This window comes from Stenotrophomonas sp. GW821-FHT09E08 (assembly GCF_059416125.1).
In genome coordinates, this window is record NZ_JBWKOO010000003.1 from 30,555 (window position 1) to 46,616 (window position 16,062).

Here is a 16,062-nt window from a genome sequence, read left to right on the forward strand (position 1 = left end):
GTGCGTCCCCATCGTCTAGAGGCCTAGGACATCACCCTTTCACGGTGGCGACCGGGGTTCGAATCCCCGTGGGGACGCCAGTTTCAAACGGACTCTGCTCCCAGCAGAATTCCGACGTTTCATGGGGCCATAGCTCAGCTGGGAGAGCGCCTGCATGGCATGCAGGAGGTCAGCGGTTCGATCCCGCTTGGCTCCACCACTTCGACATTAGGCCGTCGAAGAATCTACAACTTGAAGTTTTCGTGCGTCCCCATCGTCTAGAGGCCTAGGACATCACCCTTTCACGGTGGCGACCGGGGTTCGAATCCCCGTGGGGACGCCAATTCTTGAAAACCCCGGTTTCGACCGGGGTTTTTCTTTGCCTGCGATCTGCTGGTGGAACGCATCCACGCATGGCGTGGATCTACCCCGACTCTGCAGTAGATCCATGCCATGCGTGGATGGAAAACGCTGGACCGCGCCTCAGAACCGCCGATACATCCCGATCGATGCCGGTGCCGTCGGTGCAAAACCGAACTGCGCGTACAGCCGATGCGCCTCGCCATCGGCCAACAGGCTCACATAGGCCGACGGCGGCAGGTTGCCCTGCATCCACTCGCTCAGGCGCCGCATCACTTCCTTGCCCAGACCCTGCCCCTGCAGGCGCGGCAACACCGCGATATCGCAGACCTGAAGGTGACATCCGCCATCACCAACGATCCGTCCCATCGCCACAAGTTCGTTGCCCTGGTAGGCACACACGCCGAACAAGGTATTGGGCAGTGCACGCGCCGCGGCCTCCTCGGTCTTGGCACTCAGGCCGGCCAGCACACGCAACCGGCAGTAGCCCTCGACGGTTGGCACAGTCTCGCGGAACTGGCAGGTGGCGGAATCATTCATGCGGTATCTCCCTATAGGTCGAGCTATCCTGCCTCATCCCCGTCGCAGTTGCTGCGATCCATCCCGGCAGATTTACCATGTGCTATTCCGCCCTGATCCGCGCCGACTACGCCAAGCTGGTGCGCGAGTTCGGCGCCATCCTGTCGCTGGAAGATTTCGCGGAGCTGTACGCGCACGATCCGGGCAAGAAGCGACCGAAGACACCCAAGGCGATGGATGACGGCTTCGCTGCTGCACGCACCGAGCTGGGGCGCGACATCGTGGCGAAGATCCAGCAGTGGCATGCGCAGGAGCAACGCGAATTGGAAGCGGACCTGGCCCGCCAGTGCGAGCGGCGTGATATCGCCAACGCCACGCTGGCGACCCGCCCTACCCAGAAAGCACGCAATGACCTGCGCGTGGCCGGCAACCGCATCGAGCGCGCGCAAGCCCGGCTTGAAGACCTGCACCGGGTGCAGTTGCTGCCACGCGATAACCGGATTTTCCCTGGCACCTATGCGCCGGTGATGATCAGCGAGAACGGTGAGCGGGTGATCAAGCCGATGCGCTACCAGTGCCGGCTTCCTGACAAGCCCGCACGCAACGACGTGCTTTATCCCGGCACCTACAACGCACGACGCGACAGTCTGGAAGGCTACTGGCGTGGTGCGTTCGGCCTGCGCCATGGCGTGGTGGTGGTGCAGGCGTTCTACGAGCACGTGCCCCGCCATGCCATCGCGGGACGCACGCTCGGCGCAGACGAAAAGGAACAGGACGTGGTGCTGGAGTTCCGTCCCGATCCACCGCGCGACCTGCTGCTGGCCTGCCTGTGGGCGGAATGGGAGGGCCCGGAGGGCCACCTGCTGTCATTCGCCACCATCACCGACACACCGCCCGGCGACGTTGCTGCGGCTGGTCATGATCGCGGCGTGGTACCTATCCGCAAGGAATACCTCGATGCCTGGCTCAATCCCGATCCGGACGACCTGGCGCGGCAGTACCGAATTCTCGATGACCGCGAGGACATCCGCTACGTGTATGAGGAAGCAGGTTGAACATGGCGCGCGAATGAAAAACCCCGCCTGGGCGGGGTTCCTGGATCAGGGGTTGCCGCCGCACATCGCCTCTTCGCAGAACGCTTGCTCCTGCAGGCACTGCTCAACCTCGCCACCCCGCGCAATGCAGCTCTTGTAGAGCTGGTAACAAGGCTGGCCGCACCACGCGGCAGAGGCCGTACCACCGAAGACAGCCATCGAAAGGACACCCGCAGCAACCACGCGCTTGATCCACTTCTTCATGCCACTCTCCTTGTAGGCCTGAGCATTCAGGCCCGGGCAGCATACGCCCGCCGATTCCATCAGGACCAATCAGGCCTTCGCGCTGGAACGACCCACCGCGCGCGCCAGCGCCCGGCTCAGATCCGCCGACAGGTACGGCTTGACCAGCAGCACACCAGCCAGCATGGACTCAGGCAGCTGCTCGGCCAGCATCCCCGTGGCCAGCACGAACGGTACGCCACGCGCCGACAGCGCAGCTGCGACCGGCTCGCTGGTTTCATTGCGGGCAAGGCGATAATCGAGCAGGGCCACGTCCGGCGCCGAATCCTCCAGCAGGCGCAGCGCTTCGGCCACGCCCGCCGCCAACCCGACCACGGTCGCGCCGGCATGCACCAGCTGCATCTGCAGCAAGGCGGCACTCATCTCGTCGTTCTCGACCACCAGCACCCTAAGGTCCTTCAACACTGTCATCGGCTACCGCTCCTGGAGGGATACATGCCGCCGCAGTATAGCCACCATGGGGTCGAAGCCGACAGGAAGCGCCCTGATCGCCTCTCCCCCTATGAAAGCCCTGCCGACCTCGGTTACACTCGCACGCTGCCTGCCGGTGTGGCGGAATGGTATACGCAGCTGACTCAAAATCAGCCGGGGGTGACCCCATGAAGGTTCGAGTCCTTTCACCGGCACCACTGCATCAAAGGCCAGGTCTCCGACCTGGCCTTTTTGCATTTCCGGGTTTGGAACGCCGACACTGGCAGCCATGCCCGCCCCTTTGCACCCCTCGCCTCCCGACACCCCGCCCCCGCGCCTGCGCTCGTTGCGGCCGGATGATGCTGTCGCCTGGTCGCGCTATCTTTCGCTGCCCGGCGTGACCGAACACACCAGCTGGGGTGACGTTTCTCCAGAAGCACTACGCCACCTGATCAACAGCTACGCAGCCTCGCCGGTCGACCGGCGCTGGGCACTGGTCGATGCAGACAACCTGCTGATCGGCACCGTAGGCCTGAACGGAATCGATCTTCAGCATCGCCGCGCCGAGCTCGCGTACGATCTCGATCCCCGCTGGCAGGGCCAGGGACTGGCCACGAACGCGGCGCGTGCCGTGCTGGCCTGGGGACGCACTACACTGGCGCTCGTCCGCATCCAGGCCACGGTGCTGGACAGCAATACCCGTTCGATCGCCGTGCTGGAACGCATCTGCATGCAGCGCGAGGGACTGCTCCGCGCTTATCGCCAGGTCCGCGGCCAGGCCGCTGACTTCTGGATGTACGCGCACATCGAGAACACCGCGTCATCGTGCTGAAACACAACGGCAACCACTGACAACGTTGCCAATGGACGCAGCGCACACTTTTCTTGCAAGCCTCACGTGCATCTGCCTATCTTGAGGGCAGCCGGACCTGGGGGCGGGGGAATGCATGACGTTGCGTGCTGCACTGTTTTTTCTGGTCACGCACGCGCTTGTCATTGCTCTGATCGGCCCTCAGGACCCGATAGGTTCCTTCCTGCTGTTGATGGCTGCTCCCCTGCTGGCGGCACTGGCATGTGTGCGGCGTGCCCGCGACAGCCGGGCCGCCTGCAAGTGGCGGCTGCTCGGCTTCGCCGTCGGCCTGTTCTCGATCGCCTTGCTGGCCCAGCTGTATCGCATCGCGGATGGCGGCGGGCAGGCACAGATGCCACTGTCGTCGCTGATCCTCTACGTGTTCTACCGGATACCGCTGACCTACGTGGCGGCCAGCCCTGGGGGCGGCAACCGCTACGTGCGCGCCGTGGACCTGTCGATCATTGCCCTGCTCTGGCTGCTGTACTACGTACACACGCGGGCGCTGGTGCACCTGGATGCAGCCCTGTGGATGCGGGGTCTGAACGCGATGAGCACCGTGCAGAACGGTCTCGTATTCTGCTTCGCGCTGATCCGCTTCCTGGCCGAAGACAATGCCGATCGGCGTGACTTCTTCCGTACCCTGACGACCTATGCGCTGGGCTATTTTCTGCTCGCGTTCTACATCAATCACTACCAGCCCCAGGTGCCCGACGGCGGTTGGGGCGACCTGCTGATCAGTGGCCTGTTCGTACTGCTGGCAGTGATGGCAGGCAGCCCATGGCGGCCGCCTGCGGTAGTGGTGTCGCGCAATCTGCGCCGCGTCGTCGATGCTGGTGTTCCATTGATGCTGCCCCTGTTGCTGATGATGGTGGCACTGCTGGTCTCACGCCTGCATCCAACACTGGCGATCGTCGGCTTCATCGGCGCCATGTTGGGTTACGCGTTGCGCAGCGTGCTGACCCAGGTCGAGATCCAGCGCCAGCGTGACGAACTGGAAGCACTGGCCCGGCGCGATCCATTGACCGGGTTGGGCAACCGGCGCAACTTCGACGAATCCCTCGGCAGTGCCCATCGCCGCGCACGCCGCCAAGGGCTGGGCCTGGCCGTGCTGATGATCGACATCGACCATTTCAAGCGGCTCAATGACACCTATGGCCACCCGGAAGGTGACCGCCGGCTGCGCGCGGCGGCCGGGATCCTGGACGGCTGCCTGCAACGCGGCGATGACCTGCTGGCCCGTTATGGCGGCGAAGAGTTCATCGCCGCCCTGCCCTCGCCCGATATCGCCCATGCCCTGAGCCTGGGTGAACGGTTGCGCGCGGCAGTCGAAGCCGCTGGCCTGCCGGCGGCCGAAGCCGTCGTCACCATCAGCATCGGCGTGGCCTGGCAGGCCGCCGGCGAGAACGGCGATCCGCGCGACCTGGTCGACCGCGCCGACCAGGCCCTGTACCGGGCCAAGCACGCCGGGCGCAACCGTGTGCACGGCGCCCCGGCCGCCACGGCCGGGAGCGAACGGCCCGACCGGCGCGCCTAGACCGCGCGCAGCACCGCTGCCCCGTGCAGATGCCCGGCCGCGCCCTGCACGCGGAAACCGGCCACGGTGTGCAGCAGCTGCGCCGACTGCTCCTCCACGCTGCGCGCCGCCGCCGACGCCTCCTCGACCAGCGCTGCGTTCTGCTGGGTGCCCTGATCAATCAGGTCGACCGCATGGTTCATCTGCTGGATGTCGTCGCTCTGCTGCTGCGCGGCGGTACTGATCTCGGTCATCAGATCGCTGACCCGACGCACGTTGACCACGATCTCGTCCATGGTCCGGCCGGCACTCTCGACCTGGGCGGTACCAGCGCCGACGTTGGCGACCGACTCGTCGATCAGGTGCTTGATCTCCTTGGCCGCGCTGGCCGAACGCTGCGACAGCTCGCGGATCTCGGTGGCGACCACGGCAAAGCCACGGCCGTGCTCGCCAGCACGTGCAGCCTCCACCGCTGCATTGAGCGCCAGGATGTTGGTCTGGAAGGCGATCCCGTCGATCACGCCGATGATATCGACGATGCGCCGCGACGAGGTGTTGATCACCGCCATGGTCTCGACTACTTCATGCACCACGCTGCCGCCCTTCGCCGCGACATCGGCAGCACCACCGGCAAGCTGGCTGGCCTGCCGCGCATTGGTGGCAGTGCGCTGCACGGTCTCGGCCAGCCCCTTCATCGACACCGCGGTTTCCTCCAGCGAGGCCGCCTGCTGCTCGGTACGCTGCGACAGGTCGCTGTTGCCCTGCGCGATCTCGGTCGCGCCCACCGCGATGGTGTCGGCGGCGAACTTGATCTGGCCGATGATGGCCGCCATTGCCTCGACCAGCGAGTTCACGCCCTCGCACAGCTCAGCGATCGGGCCACGCTTGTCGGCCGTGGCCACGCGCTGGGTCAGATCGCCGCCTTTGGCCGCCGCCACCACTTCACGGGTCTGCGCCACCGCCCGCTGCATGGCCTGGTTTTCATGTACCTGCGCGGTGATGTCCGTAGCGTATTTGACGACCTTGAACGGCTTCCCGTTGAGGTCAAGGATCGGGTTGTAGGACGCCTGGATCCAGACCTCGCGCCCGCCCTTGCCCAGGCGCCGGTACTGCCCGGCATCGTATTCGCCGCGTCCGAGCTTCTGCCAGAACTGCCGGTACGCTTCACTGCTGCGGTGGTCGGGTTCAACGAACAGCGAGTGATGTTGCCCACGCACCTCGTCCAGGCTGTAACCGGTGGTGGCGAGGAAATTGTCGTTGGCCGAGAGGATGCGGCCATCCATGCTGAACTCGATCACCGCCTGCGACTTGCCGATCGCTGCCAGCTGCCCGGCCGAGTCCGCCGCCTGCAGTTTCTGCGCGGTGATGTCGGTAGCGAACTTGACCACCTTGTAGGGGCGTCCCTGGCGGTCCAGCACCGGGTTGTACGAGGCCTGGATCCAGATCTCACGCTGGCCCTTGCCGAAGCGCCGGTATTGCCCGGCGTCATACTCGCCGCGCCCCAGCCGCGCCCAGAAGTCGCGGTACTCGGTGCTGCCGGCGTGCTCTGGATCGACGAACAACGAATGATGCTTGCCCTGGATCTCTTCCAGCCGATACCCCATTGCCTGCAGGAAGTTGTCGTTGGCCTGCAGGATGGTGCCGTCGAGCCCGAACTCGATGACCGCCTGCACGCGGTGCAGCGCCGCGACCTGCGCCTCAAGCTCGGCGCGGTCGTTCGCCGCCAGCTCGGTACTGGGCCGATGCCGGGGAGCCAACGCACCCAACAGCGCGCGCCAGGGAGACCAACGGGTATGCAGCTCGGCCGGCGCCTGCGCGCCCGCCGTGAAGCCTGGAATGAGCATTGTCTGATCCTCGGTGTCCGGTAAGCGGTTGCGATCCGACGGGCGGGATGCCCGGCGGCAACATCAGTTGCCTGGGACTACAGGTGCCGGCTGGCACCCCTCGAGCGGCTGGCAAGAACGTCTGGTGCGGGCGCGATCAGCATCTGGGAGCGGCGGAACACACGGCGCGGGCCGCCCATCGGGGGCAGCCGGGGGTCCTGCAGCGGGTGACTGGAGCGGGATCCAGAGGGGATATCGGCGATGCAGTCGGCGGCTTTAACCGGATTCCGCGACGCCCGTCGCATCTCCATGCTTTGCCGCAGGAATGCGGTAGACAATCGCCGTGTACTTCACGCCCTGCTCACGCCCGGCAGGCACGCCGCCAAGCGATTCGACCAGGCGCCGGCTCGGCGCGTTCTGCTCCGCCACCGGGTAGCGGAATGCCGCGCATCGCAGATGCGCGGAGGCCCGCGACCACACCGCCGAGACGGCTTCCCGGCCGTAGCCCTGCCCATGCATCGCCTCGCTGATCCAGATGCCGAGTTCGGGCTCGGCGTCTCTGCTGCGATGAAGGCCGGCCAAGCCAAGGAAGGCGCCATCGTCACGCCGGCGGATGACGAAGGTGATGTCCGTGCCCGAGGCGATGGTTGGCAACCACGCCTGCCAGACCACAGCGAAGGCCTCCTTCGACGGCGGCGGCTCGAACGCCATGTAACGGGTCAGCCCCGGCGTGATCGCTGCGAATGCCTCATCCGCATCCGCGGCCGTGAAAGGCCGAAGGCGCAACCGCGCGCTATCTATCATCCAGTTGCCGGATGCCATGTCATGCACCACCTGACCATTGAGCACAGCCTCGCCCAGCAGACTGATGCAGCGCAAGGCAAAAGGGTTTACATGACCAACGGGAGGTCCCCGGATACTGGGAAACGGCCAGCATGCAGTGACCTGCAGGACGTTCACGGACACGGAGATCAACATGCTTCCACGCTTGGCCAGCTACCTCTTCCTGGGCCTGTGCAGTACCGGCGCCCTGGCTGCCGATGCCAGCTACCGGCCGACCTTCCATCCCGACCAGCTGAAGGGCCCACCGGCCGGGCGTCCGAACGAGGTGCTGGTGTTGGGCAGCCCGCATCTGTCCAGCCTGCCGAAGACCTTCGAACCGGCGATGCTGGAGCCACTGCTGAAGCGGCTGGAGGCCTGGCAGCCCACCGCGATCGCGGTTGAGAACCTCTCCGGCCTGCAGTGCGATTTCATGCGCCGCAATCCGGCCCGATACGCAGAGAGCGTAGCGGACTACTGCGTCGATCCGGCGCCGGCACAGGCCGTCACCGGCCTGGACGTTCCCAGCGCCAACGTGGAAATGGAACGCCTGCTTGCAGATTGGCCGAAGGCGCCAACCGCTGCCCAGCGGCGCCGATTGGCTGCAGTGTTCCTGGCCGCGGGCGAAAGCAGTTCGGCAGTCGTCCAATGGCTGCGGCTGCCCAAGGAAGAGCGACGTGCCTCCGACAGCCTGACACCGGAGCTGGTGCAGTTCCTCGACACGCGCATGGCCCGCCGCAACGAGGCCGGCCTGGTGGCCGGCGTCCTTGCCGCACGCCTGGGGCTGGAGCGCGTGTGGTCGGTCGACGACCACACTGCGGATTCGCCGACGCCGGCATCCCAGCAGAAGGCCTATGCAGCGGCCATCCGGGGCGCCTGGGATAATCCCGTCGTCAAGGCACGCAGGGCGGCTGATGAACGGCTCGAAGCCAATCTTGCCCAACCGGACGGACTGCTCGCGATGTATCGCGCCTACAACACACCCGAGACCGCGATGGTGGCCTACAACAGCGACTTCGGCGCGACGCTGGTCGAGCCCTCGCCAGAAGGCTTCGGCCGCAACTACGTGGGCTACTGGGAAACCCGCAACCTGCGCATGGTCGCCAACATGCGCGACGTACTCGGCCAACAGCCGGGCACCCGCATGCTGACCATCGTCGGTGCCTCTCACAAGGGCTACTACGAGGCCTATCTCAACCTGATGCACGACGTACAGCTGGTCAGTTCGGATGAAGTGCTGCGTTGACGTCAAGCCGGTCGGCTGCGGTATCTTGGATGCAACTTCAACCACTCCACGGAAGGAACCCATAATGAAACAACGCATTTCCGCCGTACTCTTTGCCATAGGCCTGGCCGGTGCCGCGCAGGCCTCGGCATGCGATCTCACTCTCGACAGTGGTGGTAACCTTGCTGCCGCAGTGGCCACCGCACCTGGCAAGAAAATCTGCCTGCGGCCTGGCACCTACGTCACTGGCCCTGCACCACTGGAAGTTCCCTCCGGCACGACCATCGAGGGATTGGGTGCGAGCATGGCCGACGTCGTGATCTCCGCCCATGGCTCCCCACAGAAGGCGATCGGGCTCGGCAGTGGCACCATGCTGCACAACTTCACATTGTCCACCGGTGCAGGCGGAAACTTCGGTGTACTGGCCTATCATCAGGACCGCATCATCATCTGGAGCCTCGATATCGTCGGCTTCCAGATCAGCACTGGTGTCGTGGGCGGGAAAGGTGTGGATATATGGGACACCTTCATGCGTGCCAACGGCATAGCAGGCAACAATGTGGCGGACCCAAATCTGTGGATCACCGATTCCCGCGACGTCACCATTCTCTATGGGCAGCTGACCGGCCGAAAGGATGGCCCGGGGGGCGATGGCGAGATGGCCATCTACAACTCGAGCAACGTCATGATTGATGGCGCCCGCGTCATCGACTCCGGCGCCAGCGCCATCTATCTGGTGAACTGCGTCGACTGCACCATCAAGAACTCGGTGATCGAACGCCCTGGTGAATGGGGTATCGACGTCGTACAGGGTTCACAGCGCTTTCTTGCAGAAAACAATTCTGTAAGCGGTGCGAACTATGGTGGGGCGGTGTTTGAGACATCGGGCGGTACCACGGCCACATTCCGCTCCAACCGGTTCATTCAGAATCGTCGCTTGGGTGTTGGAAACTGCAACGGCATCAATGCAAAGGGTGGTGTTGCAGGCGTTCTATCGACAGGTAACATCTCTTTGCCTTCAGGTGATCTCTGCGCCTTCCCGTGAAGCGTGGGCCTGAGCATCAAGAGTATGAGGCGGTACCTCCTTCCGGCCCGCCCGCCACAACACGATGCTGGCCCCGCCGATACAGGACAGCGTGAACACCAGCAGGGCGATGGCACCGCCCTGCAGCACCGGCAGCAATGCCTGCGCGTGCAGATCGTCGCGCACTTCCTCCAGACGCAGGCAGGCCGCCAGCGCAAGGCACCAGCCAACCATCGCCGGGGCGTAGGCCCGCATCGCAACCGGGTTCCAGACCTTCATGGGATCACCTGCATGAGTGGATGTGCGCGCAGTATTCGCGCGCGTCCTCTCACAGGCTGAGATCAGCCTTCGGCCGCATCCGCGTCGTCGCCAGGCAGCTCACTGGCCTCACCCTGCACCTGCACGTTGTTGCGTCCCATCGCCTTGGCCCGGTAGCACTGGGCGTCGGCGGCGGCCACCGCCTGGTCCACGCTCATGCCGCCCGCCAGCGGCGCGATGCCGATGCTGGCCCCGACATGCAGGCGGTCCTGGTCCCACGGAATCGACAGCGACGCAAGGGTATGCAGCAGTTCGCCGCCGATACGCGCGGCACGCCGCGGCGTACAGCCGGACAGGATCACCGCGAACTCATCCCCCCCCAGCCGTGCCACCACATCCGAATCACGCACGCCATGGCGCAGCACGCTGGCCACCGCCCACAGCACCGCATCACCGGCCAGATGGCCCCAGGTGTCGTTGACCGGCTTGAAGCGATCCAGGTCGATGTACATCAACGACGCGGCCTGGCCCGTGCGCTCGACACGGGTGATCGCCTGCTGCAGGTGCACCTCGAAGCCGCGGCGGTTGCTCAGCTCGGTCAACGGGTCGATTTCGGCCAGGTGTCGCGCCTCGCGCTGGCGTGCACGCTGCTGGGTATCGTCGCGCAGCACCCACACCGCACCGCGTACATGGCCTTCGTCATCGCGAAGCCAGGCGCGGGTCAGGTCCACCGGTATGGTCGCCGTGCCCAGCCGCAACAGCAGGTCGGCATGCAGGTCCACTGCGTTGCTTTCCGGATCCAGCAGCACCGAGACATCCAGCACCGATCCAGGCGCGTACTCGGTGGTCAACGCCAGCACGTCCTGCACCTTGTGCCCGGCCAGCGACAGCGCACCATCACCGGCCAAGGTACGCACCGCAGCCGCATTGGCATAGTCGATGCGGCCATCGAGGCTGACACTGAGCACCAGGTCGGCGACCGCATCAAGAGTAATGCGGCTGCGCTGCTCACTTTCGAACAAGCGCTGCTCGCTGCTGCGCTGGGCGCTGATGTCCTGGATCTGCGACACGAAATGCACAGGTTCACCACGCTCGCTGCGCACCAGCGAAACCGACAGCCGCGCCCAGATCACCTTGCCGTCGCGATCGAGGTAACGCTTCTCCAGGTGGTAGTGGCTGCGCCGCCCGGCCAGCAGATCCTGCACCAGAGCCAGGTCGGTCTGCAGGTCATCGGGGTGGGTCAGGCGCTGGAAATCGACCTGCAGCAGTTCTTCGCGTGGATAGCCGAGGATCCGGCACAGCGCGTCATTGACGTCCAGCCAGCGCCCTTCCAGCGACACCAGTGCCATGCCCAGTGCAGCCGAGGTGAACGCACCGGCGAACTTCTCCGCCGACAGCCGTGCTTCGGCGCGCGCCTGCAGGATCTCGGTGATGTCGATCGCCATGCCGACGTAGCCGATCCGCGTGCCGTCGGCGCCATCCATGCGGCTGATCGACAGGCGGACCTGGCGTGACTGGCCATCCTTGCGACGCAGCGTCCATTGCCGCGAATAGGTCTGCCCATCGGCACGGGCACTGAGCGCCTCGAACACGCCAGGTACCTCGCCGTCGTCGCCCGCCAGCGGCTGCAGCCAGGCGCTCAGCTCGTCCGGGTCATGGAACGCATCCAGGCGCCGCTGGCCAACCACCTCCTCGGCGGTGTAGCCGAGCAGGCGCTGTGCGCCGGTATTGAACAGGGTGATGGTGCCGTCGATATCGGTGGCGATCACCGCAACCTCGTCGGAGGCGTCGACCACCGCCTGCAGTCGCTGCCGGGTCTCGGCCGCATCCTGGCGTGCCTGCTGCAGTTCGGTCACATCAGCATGCGCACCGGCCATCCACAGAGGCCGCCCCTGCCCGTCCCATTCGAACACGCGGCCACGGTCGTGGATCCACATCCACTGGCCGTTCTTGTGGCGCATGCGCAACAGGCAGACGTAATTGTCGCTGCGGCCCTCGAAATGGTCCTCGAGCGCCGCATCGGACAGGGCGATATCGTCGGGATGGACCAATGTCAGGAAGGTCTTCTGGCACACCGGCTCCAATTCTTCCAGCCGGTAACCGACGATCTCGGCCCAGCGCGCGTTGACCCGCATCTCGCCGGTCTGCACGTTCCATTCCCAGGTGCCGGCGGCGGTGCCGTCGATGATCATCGCCAGCCGGCGGCGTTCTTCAGCCAGCTCCTGCAGGCGCCGCTCCAGCAGCCCGTTGCCGTTGCTTCCCTGGCCGGCCATCAACCCGTTCCCCGGGACGCGCAGGCAGCCTCCGGCCGCAGCAGGGCGCTGCAGACGTCAATGAAGACGACGGGTCGTGCTGGCGTCATGGCCCTCCCCAGAGACAGCGGGGAGGCCACACGCCCCCCTCAGGCGCAAGTGTGCGCAATCACGGGGAAAATCGACAAGTCCCCCGCCCCGGATCAACCGTGACGGGGGACACGCTCCTCAGCTGCGCTTGGCGCGGGCGAAGGCGTCTGCCAGGGCATTGTTGGCCGGCGCCGCCGACTGGCCACCACGGCCGCCATTGCCCGGGCTGCGGTTGGGGCCACGGTTCTGGCCACCCGCGTCACGACGTGGCCCCTGGCCCTGATTGCGCTCATCGCGCTGGCCCGGGCGGCTGGTGGCCTGGCCGGGGGTGTCGTCCAAGCGCCGGGTCAGGGCGATGCGCTTGCGCGCCACGTCCACCTCCAGCACCTTCACCTTGACGATATCGCCGGCCTTGACCACGTCGCGCGGATCCTTCACGAACGTATCGGAGAGCGCCGAAATGTGGATCAGGCCATCCTGGTGCACGCCGATATCGACAAAGGCGCCGAAGGCCGCAACGTTGCTGACCACGCCCTCCAGCACCATGCCTTCGCGCAGATCCTTGATGTCCTCGACGCCCTCGGCGAAGCGGGCGGCCTTGAACTCCGGACGCGGATCGCGGCCCGGCTTTTCCAGTTCCTTGAGGATGTCGCGCACGGTCGGCACGCCGAAGGTGTCGTCAGTGAACTGTTCTGCCTTCAGGCCGCGCAGGAAGCTGCCATCACCGATCAGCGCCTTGATCGGGCGCGCGGTGCTGGCAACGATGCGCTCGACCACCGGGTAGGCTTCCGGGTGCACCGCCGAGGCATCCAGCGGCTGGTCACCATCGGCGATGCGCAGGAAGCCGGCGCACTGCTCGAAGGTCTTCTCGCCCAGCCGCGCGACCTTCAGCAGGTCCTTGCGACGCTTGAACGGACCGTTGTCGTCACGATGGCGCACGATGTTCTCGGCCACCGTCGCCGACAGGCCGGACACGCGCGACAGCAGCGCGGCTGAAGCGGTGTTGACGTACACGCCAACCGCGTTCACGCAGTCTTCCACGCGTGCGTCCAGCGCCCGTGCCAGGCGGTACTGGTCCACGTCGTGCTGGTACTGGCCAACGCCGATCGCCTTGGGCTCGATCTTCACCAGCTCGGCCAGCGGATCCTGCAGGCGCCGGGCGATCGACACCGCACCGCGCAGCGACACGTCCAGGCCCGGGAATTCCTTGGCCGCGAACTCCGAGGCCGAGTACACCGAAGCACCGGCCTCGCTGACCACCACCTTCTGCAGCTTCGGGTTGGCCGCGGCCTTGATCGCCTCTCCGGCCAGCTTGTCGGTCTCACGGCTGGCGGTGCCGTTGCCGATCGCGATCAGTTCCACGTTGTGCTTGGCGCACAGCTGCTTGATGGTCTGCAGCGACTGCTCCCACTGACGGCGGGGTTCGTGCGGGTAGATGGTGTCGGTGGCGACCAGCTTGCCGGTGGCATCGACCACGGCGATCTTGCAGCCGGTACGGATACCCGGGTCCAGGCCGAGCACGGTCTTCGGGCCAGCCGGAGCCGCCAGCAGCAGGTCCTTCAGGTTGTCGCCGAACACCGCGATGGCTTCGGCCTCGGCCTTTTCGCGGGCCTGGTTGAACAGGTCCAGCAGCAGATGGGTATGCAGCTTGGCGCGCCAGGTCAGGCGACAGGCATCCAGCAGCCAGCGGTCGCCCGCGCGCCCCTGGTCGGCAATGCCGGCCTTGCGCGCCACGCGGCCTTCCGCGTACTGGTGGCCAGCCTCGGCATCGCTGCCCGGGTCCAGCTCCAGGAACAGGATTTCCTCGCGGCGTGCGCGGAACAGTGCCAGCAGGCGGTGCGACGGAATCTTCGCCAGCGCTTCGGCGTGTTCGAAATAATCGCGGTACTTGGCGCCTTCGGTTTCCTTGCCCTCGGCCACGCGGGCACGGATCACCCCGGTTTCGCCGAGCCAGGTACGCAGTTCACCGACCAGCGCGGCGTCTTCGCCCCAGCGCTCCATCAGGATCGCGCGCGCGCCTTCCAGCGCGGCCTTGGTGTCGGCCACGCCCTTGTCGGCGTCGACAAAGGTGGCGGCTAAAACCTGCGGGTCCTGCGTCGGGTCGGTCAGCAGGCCATCGGCCAGCGGTTCCAGGCCGGCCTCGCGGGCAATCTGTGCACGGGTACGGCGCTTGGGCTTGTACGGCAGGTACAGGTCTTCCAGCCGGCTCTTGGTATCGGCGGCCAGGATGTCGTTGCGCAGCTCGTCGCTGAGCTTGCCCTGCTCGCCGATGCTGGACAACACGGCGGCGCGGCGGTCTTCCAGCTCACGCAGGTAGGTGAGGCGGGTTTCCAGGTTGCGCAGCTGGGTGTCGTCCAGGCCTCCGGTCACTTCCTTGCGGTAGCGCGCGATGAACGGGACGCTGGCGCCCTCGTCGAGCAGGCCGACAGCGGCGTGTACCTGGGTGGACTGGGCACCGATCTCGTCGGCGATGGTCTGGGCGATCTGCTGGGCGAGCGCGCTCTGGGCGTTCTTGGCGTCGTGCATTGCTTCAGGTCTGTGCCGCGATACGGGAAGACCCCATTCTGGCAATCCACGACGGAGCCGGACAAGGCATTGACAGGGGGCGAGGTTCAGCGGCGGGACCGGATTGGACGCCGGCATCCTGGCAAAGAGAGGGCTCGGACTGGCCCTGGGCTGGGATGCCGGCGCGGGCGCACGATGGTGGGCGCGCCCTGCCGCATGTTGCGAAGGTCAGCGGTAGTGGCGGGCGGCACGCTGCATGACGATCTCGTCACGCATGCTTTCCAGGGCCATCAGGCGGACCTTGCCGACACCCTGCAGTTCCATGAACCGCTCCGTGTAGAACTCCGGCCCCAGCGCGGTGTCGGCGCGGGATTTGCTGAAGCCGTAGGGCACCACGCCCTTCTCGCCATCCTTGCTACCACCGACATAAAGAACGATTGCCATGTGATGTCTTCCTCCAAATTGCTACTGCGTACTGCACTCGATGAGCGATGCTGCTAGCTCATCGAGGGAGAGCTTACCGCGTCGAACCTGACTGGAACGTCACAAAGGCTAATGACGATCGGTTGCATGCAGATGACTGCGGGATCGCAGCAGAATGCTTACGGATCTTTAACTTCCAGCTAACGAATCGGGGGTTTCCAGCGAACGGCGCAGCCCCTCGTGGGTGGTTTGGGATGATCGCGGAAAGCCGGTTTCCTGTAGGCTGGCCGGGTGGGTGGGGCTGGCGGGGACGCCGTGAACCCGTCCCTGGGGGCTTAGCCGCGGCATCCATGCCGCGGATACCCCACCAGCCCCGCCCACCCGGCCGCTGACAGATTTCTGCTGCGTCTGCCACCCACGGAGAAGAAAAAAGAAGATCAAAAGCAAAAGCAGCCTGGCTGGCCGCTTTTTGTAGAGCCGAGCCCACGCTCGGCTGCTTTCAGGCCAGTCCGCGAAGCCGACCGCAGGCTCGGCTCTATACGAGCAAGCGCAGCGCGCGACCCGCTTCTGCTCTTCTTTTTCTTCTCCGTGGGTGGTGCAGGCCATCGCCATCTGTCAGAGGACGGTCGGGTTGGGTTCGCGGGGGTGTCCGCGGCATGGATGCCGCGGCC

At 65.6% G+C, this 16,062-nt stretch carries 14 protein-coding genes and 4 tRNA genes; 9 read left to right on the forward strand and 9 right to left on the reverse strand.

Going from position 1 to position 16,062, the window contains the following annotated elements:
* The first annotated feature begins 4 nt into the window (after positions 1-4).
* The 3 genes from AC07M7_RS04760 (at position 5) to AC07M7_RS04770 (ending at position 322) form a co-directional block, all read left to right on the forward strand.
* Positions 5-80, forward strand: a tRNA-Glu gene (locus AC07M7_RS04760).
* Between the two features lie 43 nt (positions 81-123).
* Positions 124-199: transfer RNA gene (locus AC07M7_RS04765), tRNA-Ala, on the forward strand.
* Between the two features lie 47 nt (positions 200-246).
* Positions 247-322: transfer RNA gene (locus tag AC07M7_RS04770), tRNA-Glu, on the forward strand.
* A 140-nt stretch (positions 323-462) separates the two neighbouring features.
* Here the strand turns inward: AC07M7_RS04770 and AC07M7_RS04775 are convergent.
* Positions 463-879: a GNAT family N-acetyltransferase gene (locus AC07M7_RS04775; protein WP_046987585.1), complete on the reverse strand. Its 417-nt coding sequence runs from the start codon at positions 877-879 to the stop codon at positions 463-465.
* 77 nt (positions 880-956) lie between these two features.
* Between AC07M7_RS04775 and AC07M7_RS04780 the strand changes: the two genes are divergently transcribed.
* Positions 957-1,913 carry an SOS response-associated peptidase family protein gene (locus AC07M7_RS04780; RefSeq protein ID WP_495206855.1) on the forward strand — a complete coding sequence of 319 codons (957 nt, stop codon included), beginning with the start codon at positions 957-959 and terminating at the stop codon, positions 1,911-1,913.
* A 45-nt stretch (positions 1,914-1,958) separates the two neighbouring features.
* On the opposite strand, the gene AC07M7_RS04785 is transcribed toward AC07M7_RS04780, so the two are convergent.
* Together AC07M7_RS04785 and AC07M7_RS04790 are read right to left on the reverse strand one after the other, a co-directional pair.
* Positions 1,959-2,156, reverse strand: coding sequence for a hypothetical protein (locus AC07M7_RS04785; RefSeq protein ID WP_046987587.1), 198 nt, complete (start codon positions 2,154-2,156; stop codon positions 1,959-1,961).
* A 69-nt stretch (positions 2,157-2,225) separates the two neighbouring features.
* Positions 2,226-2,606: a response regulator gene (locus tag AC07M7_RS04790; protein WP_495206856.1), complete on the reverse strand. Its 381-nt coding sequence runs from the start codon at positions 2,604-2,606 to the stop codon at positions 2,226-2,228.
* Positions 2,607-2,738: 132 nt separating this feature from the next.
* Here AC07M7_RS04790 and AC07M7_RS04795 point away from each other — a divergent pair.
* The 3 genes from AC07M7_RS04795 (at position 2,739) to AC07M7_RS04805 (ending at position 4,993) form a co-directional block, all read left to right on the forward strand.
* Positions 2,739-2,824, forward strand: a tRNA-Leu gene (locus AC07M7_RS04795).
* Positions 2,825-2,895: 71 nt separating this feature from the next.
* On the forward strand, positions 2,896-3,438 hold the full coding sequence (locus tag AC07M7_RS04800) for a GNAT family N-acetyltransferase (RefSeq protein ID WP_495206857.1): 543 nt from the start codon (positions 2,896-2,898) through the stop codon (positions 3,436-3,438).
* Between the two features lie 115 nt (positions 3,439-3,553).
* Positions 3,554-4,993, forward strand: a complete 1,440-nt coding sequence (locus tag AC07M7_RS04805) for a GGDEF domain-containing protein (RefSeq protein WP_495206858.1) — start codon at positions 3,554-3,556, stop codon at positions 4,991-4,993.
* On the opposite strand, the gene AC07M7_RS04810 is transcribed toward AC07M7_RS04805, so the two are convergent.
* Both AC07M7_RS04810 and AC07M7_RS04815 read right to left on the reverse strand, forming a co-directional pair.
* Entirely contained in the window at positions 4,990-6,816 is a 1,827-nt protein-coding gene (locus tag AC07M7_RS04810; RefSeq protein WP_495206859.1) for a methyl-accepting chemotaxis protein, read from the reverse strand. The two genes, AC07M7_RS04805 and AC07M7_RS04810, sit on opposite strands and share 4 nt — an antisense overlap.
* Before the next feature lie 255 nt (positions 6,817-7,071).
* A complete protein-coding gene (locus tag AC07M7_RS04815) occupies positions 7,072-7,773 on the reverse strand; it encodes a GNAT family N-acetyltransferase (protein WP_495206860.1) in 702 nt (233 codons plus the stop codon).
* Here AC07M7_RS04815 and AC07M7_RS04820 point away from each other — a divergent pair.
* Both AC07M7_RS04820 and AC07M7_RS04825 read left to right on the forward strand, forming a co-directional pair.
* Positions 7,772-8,860 carry a DUF5694 domain-containing protein gene (locus tag AC07M7_RS04820; RefSeq protein WP_495206861.1) on the forward strand — a complete coding sequence of 363 codons (1,089 nt, stop codon included), beginning with the start codon at positions 7,772-7,774 and terminating at the stop codon, positions 8,858-8,860. The two genes, AC07M7_RS04815 and AC07M7_RS04820, sit on opposite strands and share 2 nt — an antisense overlap.
* Positions 8,861-8,924: 64 nt before the next feature.
* Positions 8,925-9,884 carry a right-handed parallel beta-helix repeat-containing protein gene (locus AC07M7_RS04825; protein WP_495206862.1) on the forward strand — a complete coding sequence of 320 codons (960 nt, stop codon included), beginning with the start codon at positions 8,925-8,927 and terminating at the stop codon, positions 9,882-9,884.
* On the opposite strand, the gene AC07M7_RS04830 is transcribed toward AC07M7_RS04825, so the two are convergent.
* The 4 genes from AC07M7_RS04830 to AC07M7_RS04845 all read right to left on the reverse strand — a co-directional run bounded on the left by AC07M7_RS04830 (position 9,858) and on the right by AC07M7_RS04845 (position 15,412).
* Complete coding sequence (locus tag AC07M7_RS04830) at positions 9,858-10,142, reverse strand: hypothetical protein (protein WP_046986760.1); 285 nt, start codon at positions 10,140-10,142, stop codon at positions 9,858-9,860. The two genes, AC07M7_RS04825 and AC07M7_RS04830, sit on opposite strands and share 27 nt — an antisense overlap.
* 62 nt (positions 10,143-10,204) lie before the next feature.
* On the reverse strand, positions 10,205-12,394 hold the full coding sequence (locus tag AC07M7_RS04835) for a PAS domain S-box protein (protein WP_495206863.1): 2,190 nt from the start codon (positions 12,392-12,394) through the stop codon (positions 10,205-10,207).
* A 207-nt stretch (positions 12,395-12,601) separates the two neighbouring features.
* Positions 12,602-14,989, reverse strand: coding sequence for a Tex family protein (locus tag AC07M7_RS04840; RefSeq protein WP_495206864.1), 2,388 nt, complete (start codon positions 14,987-14,989; stop codon positions 12,602-12,604).
* Positions 14,990-15,196: 207 nt separating this feature from the next.
* Complete coding sequence (locus tag AC07M7_RS04845; RefSeq protein WP_006374014.1) at positions 15,197-15,412, reverse strand: hypothetical protein; 216 nt, start codon at positions 15,410-15,412, stop codon at positions 15,197-15,199.
* Positions 15,413-16,062: the final 650 nt, after the last annotated feature.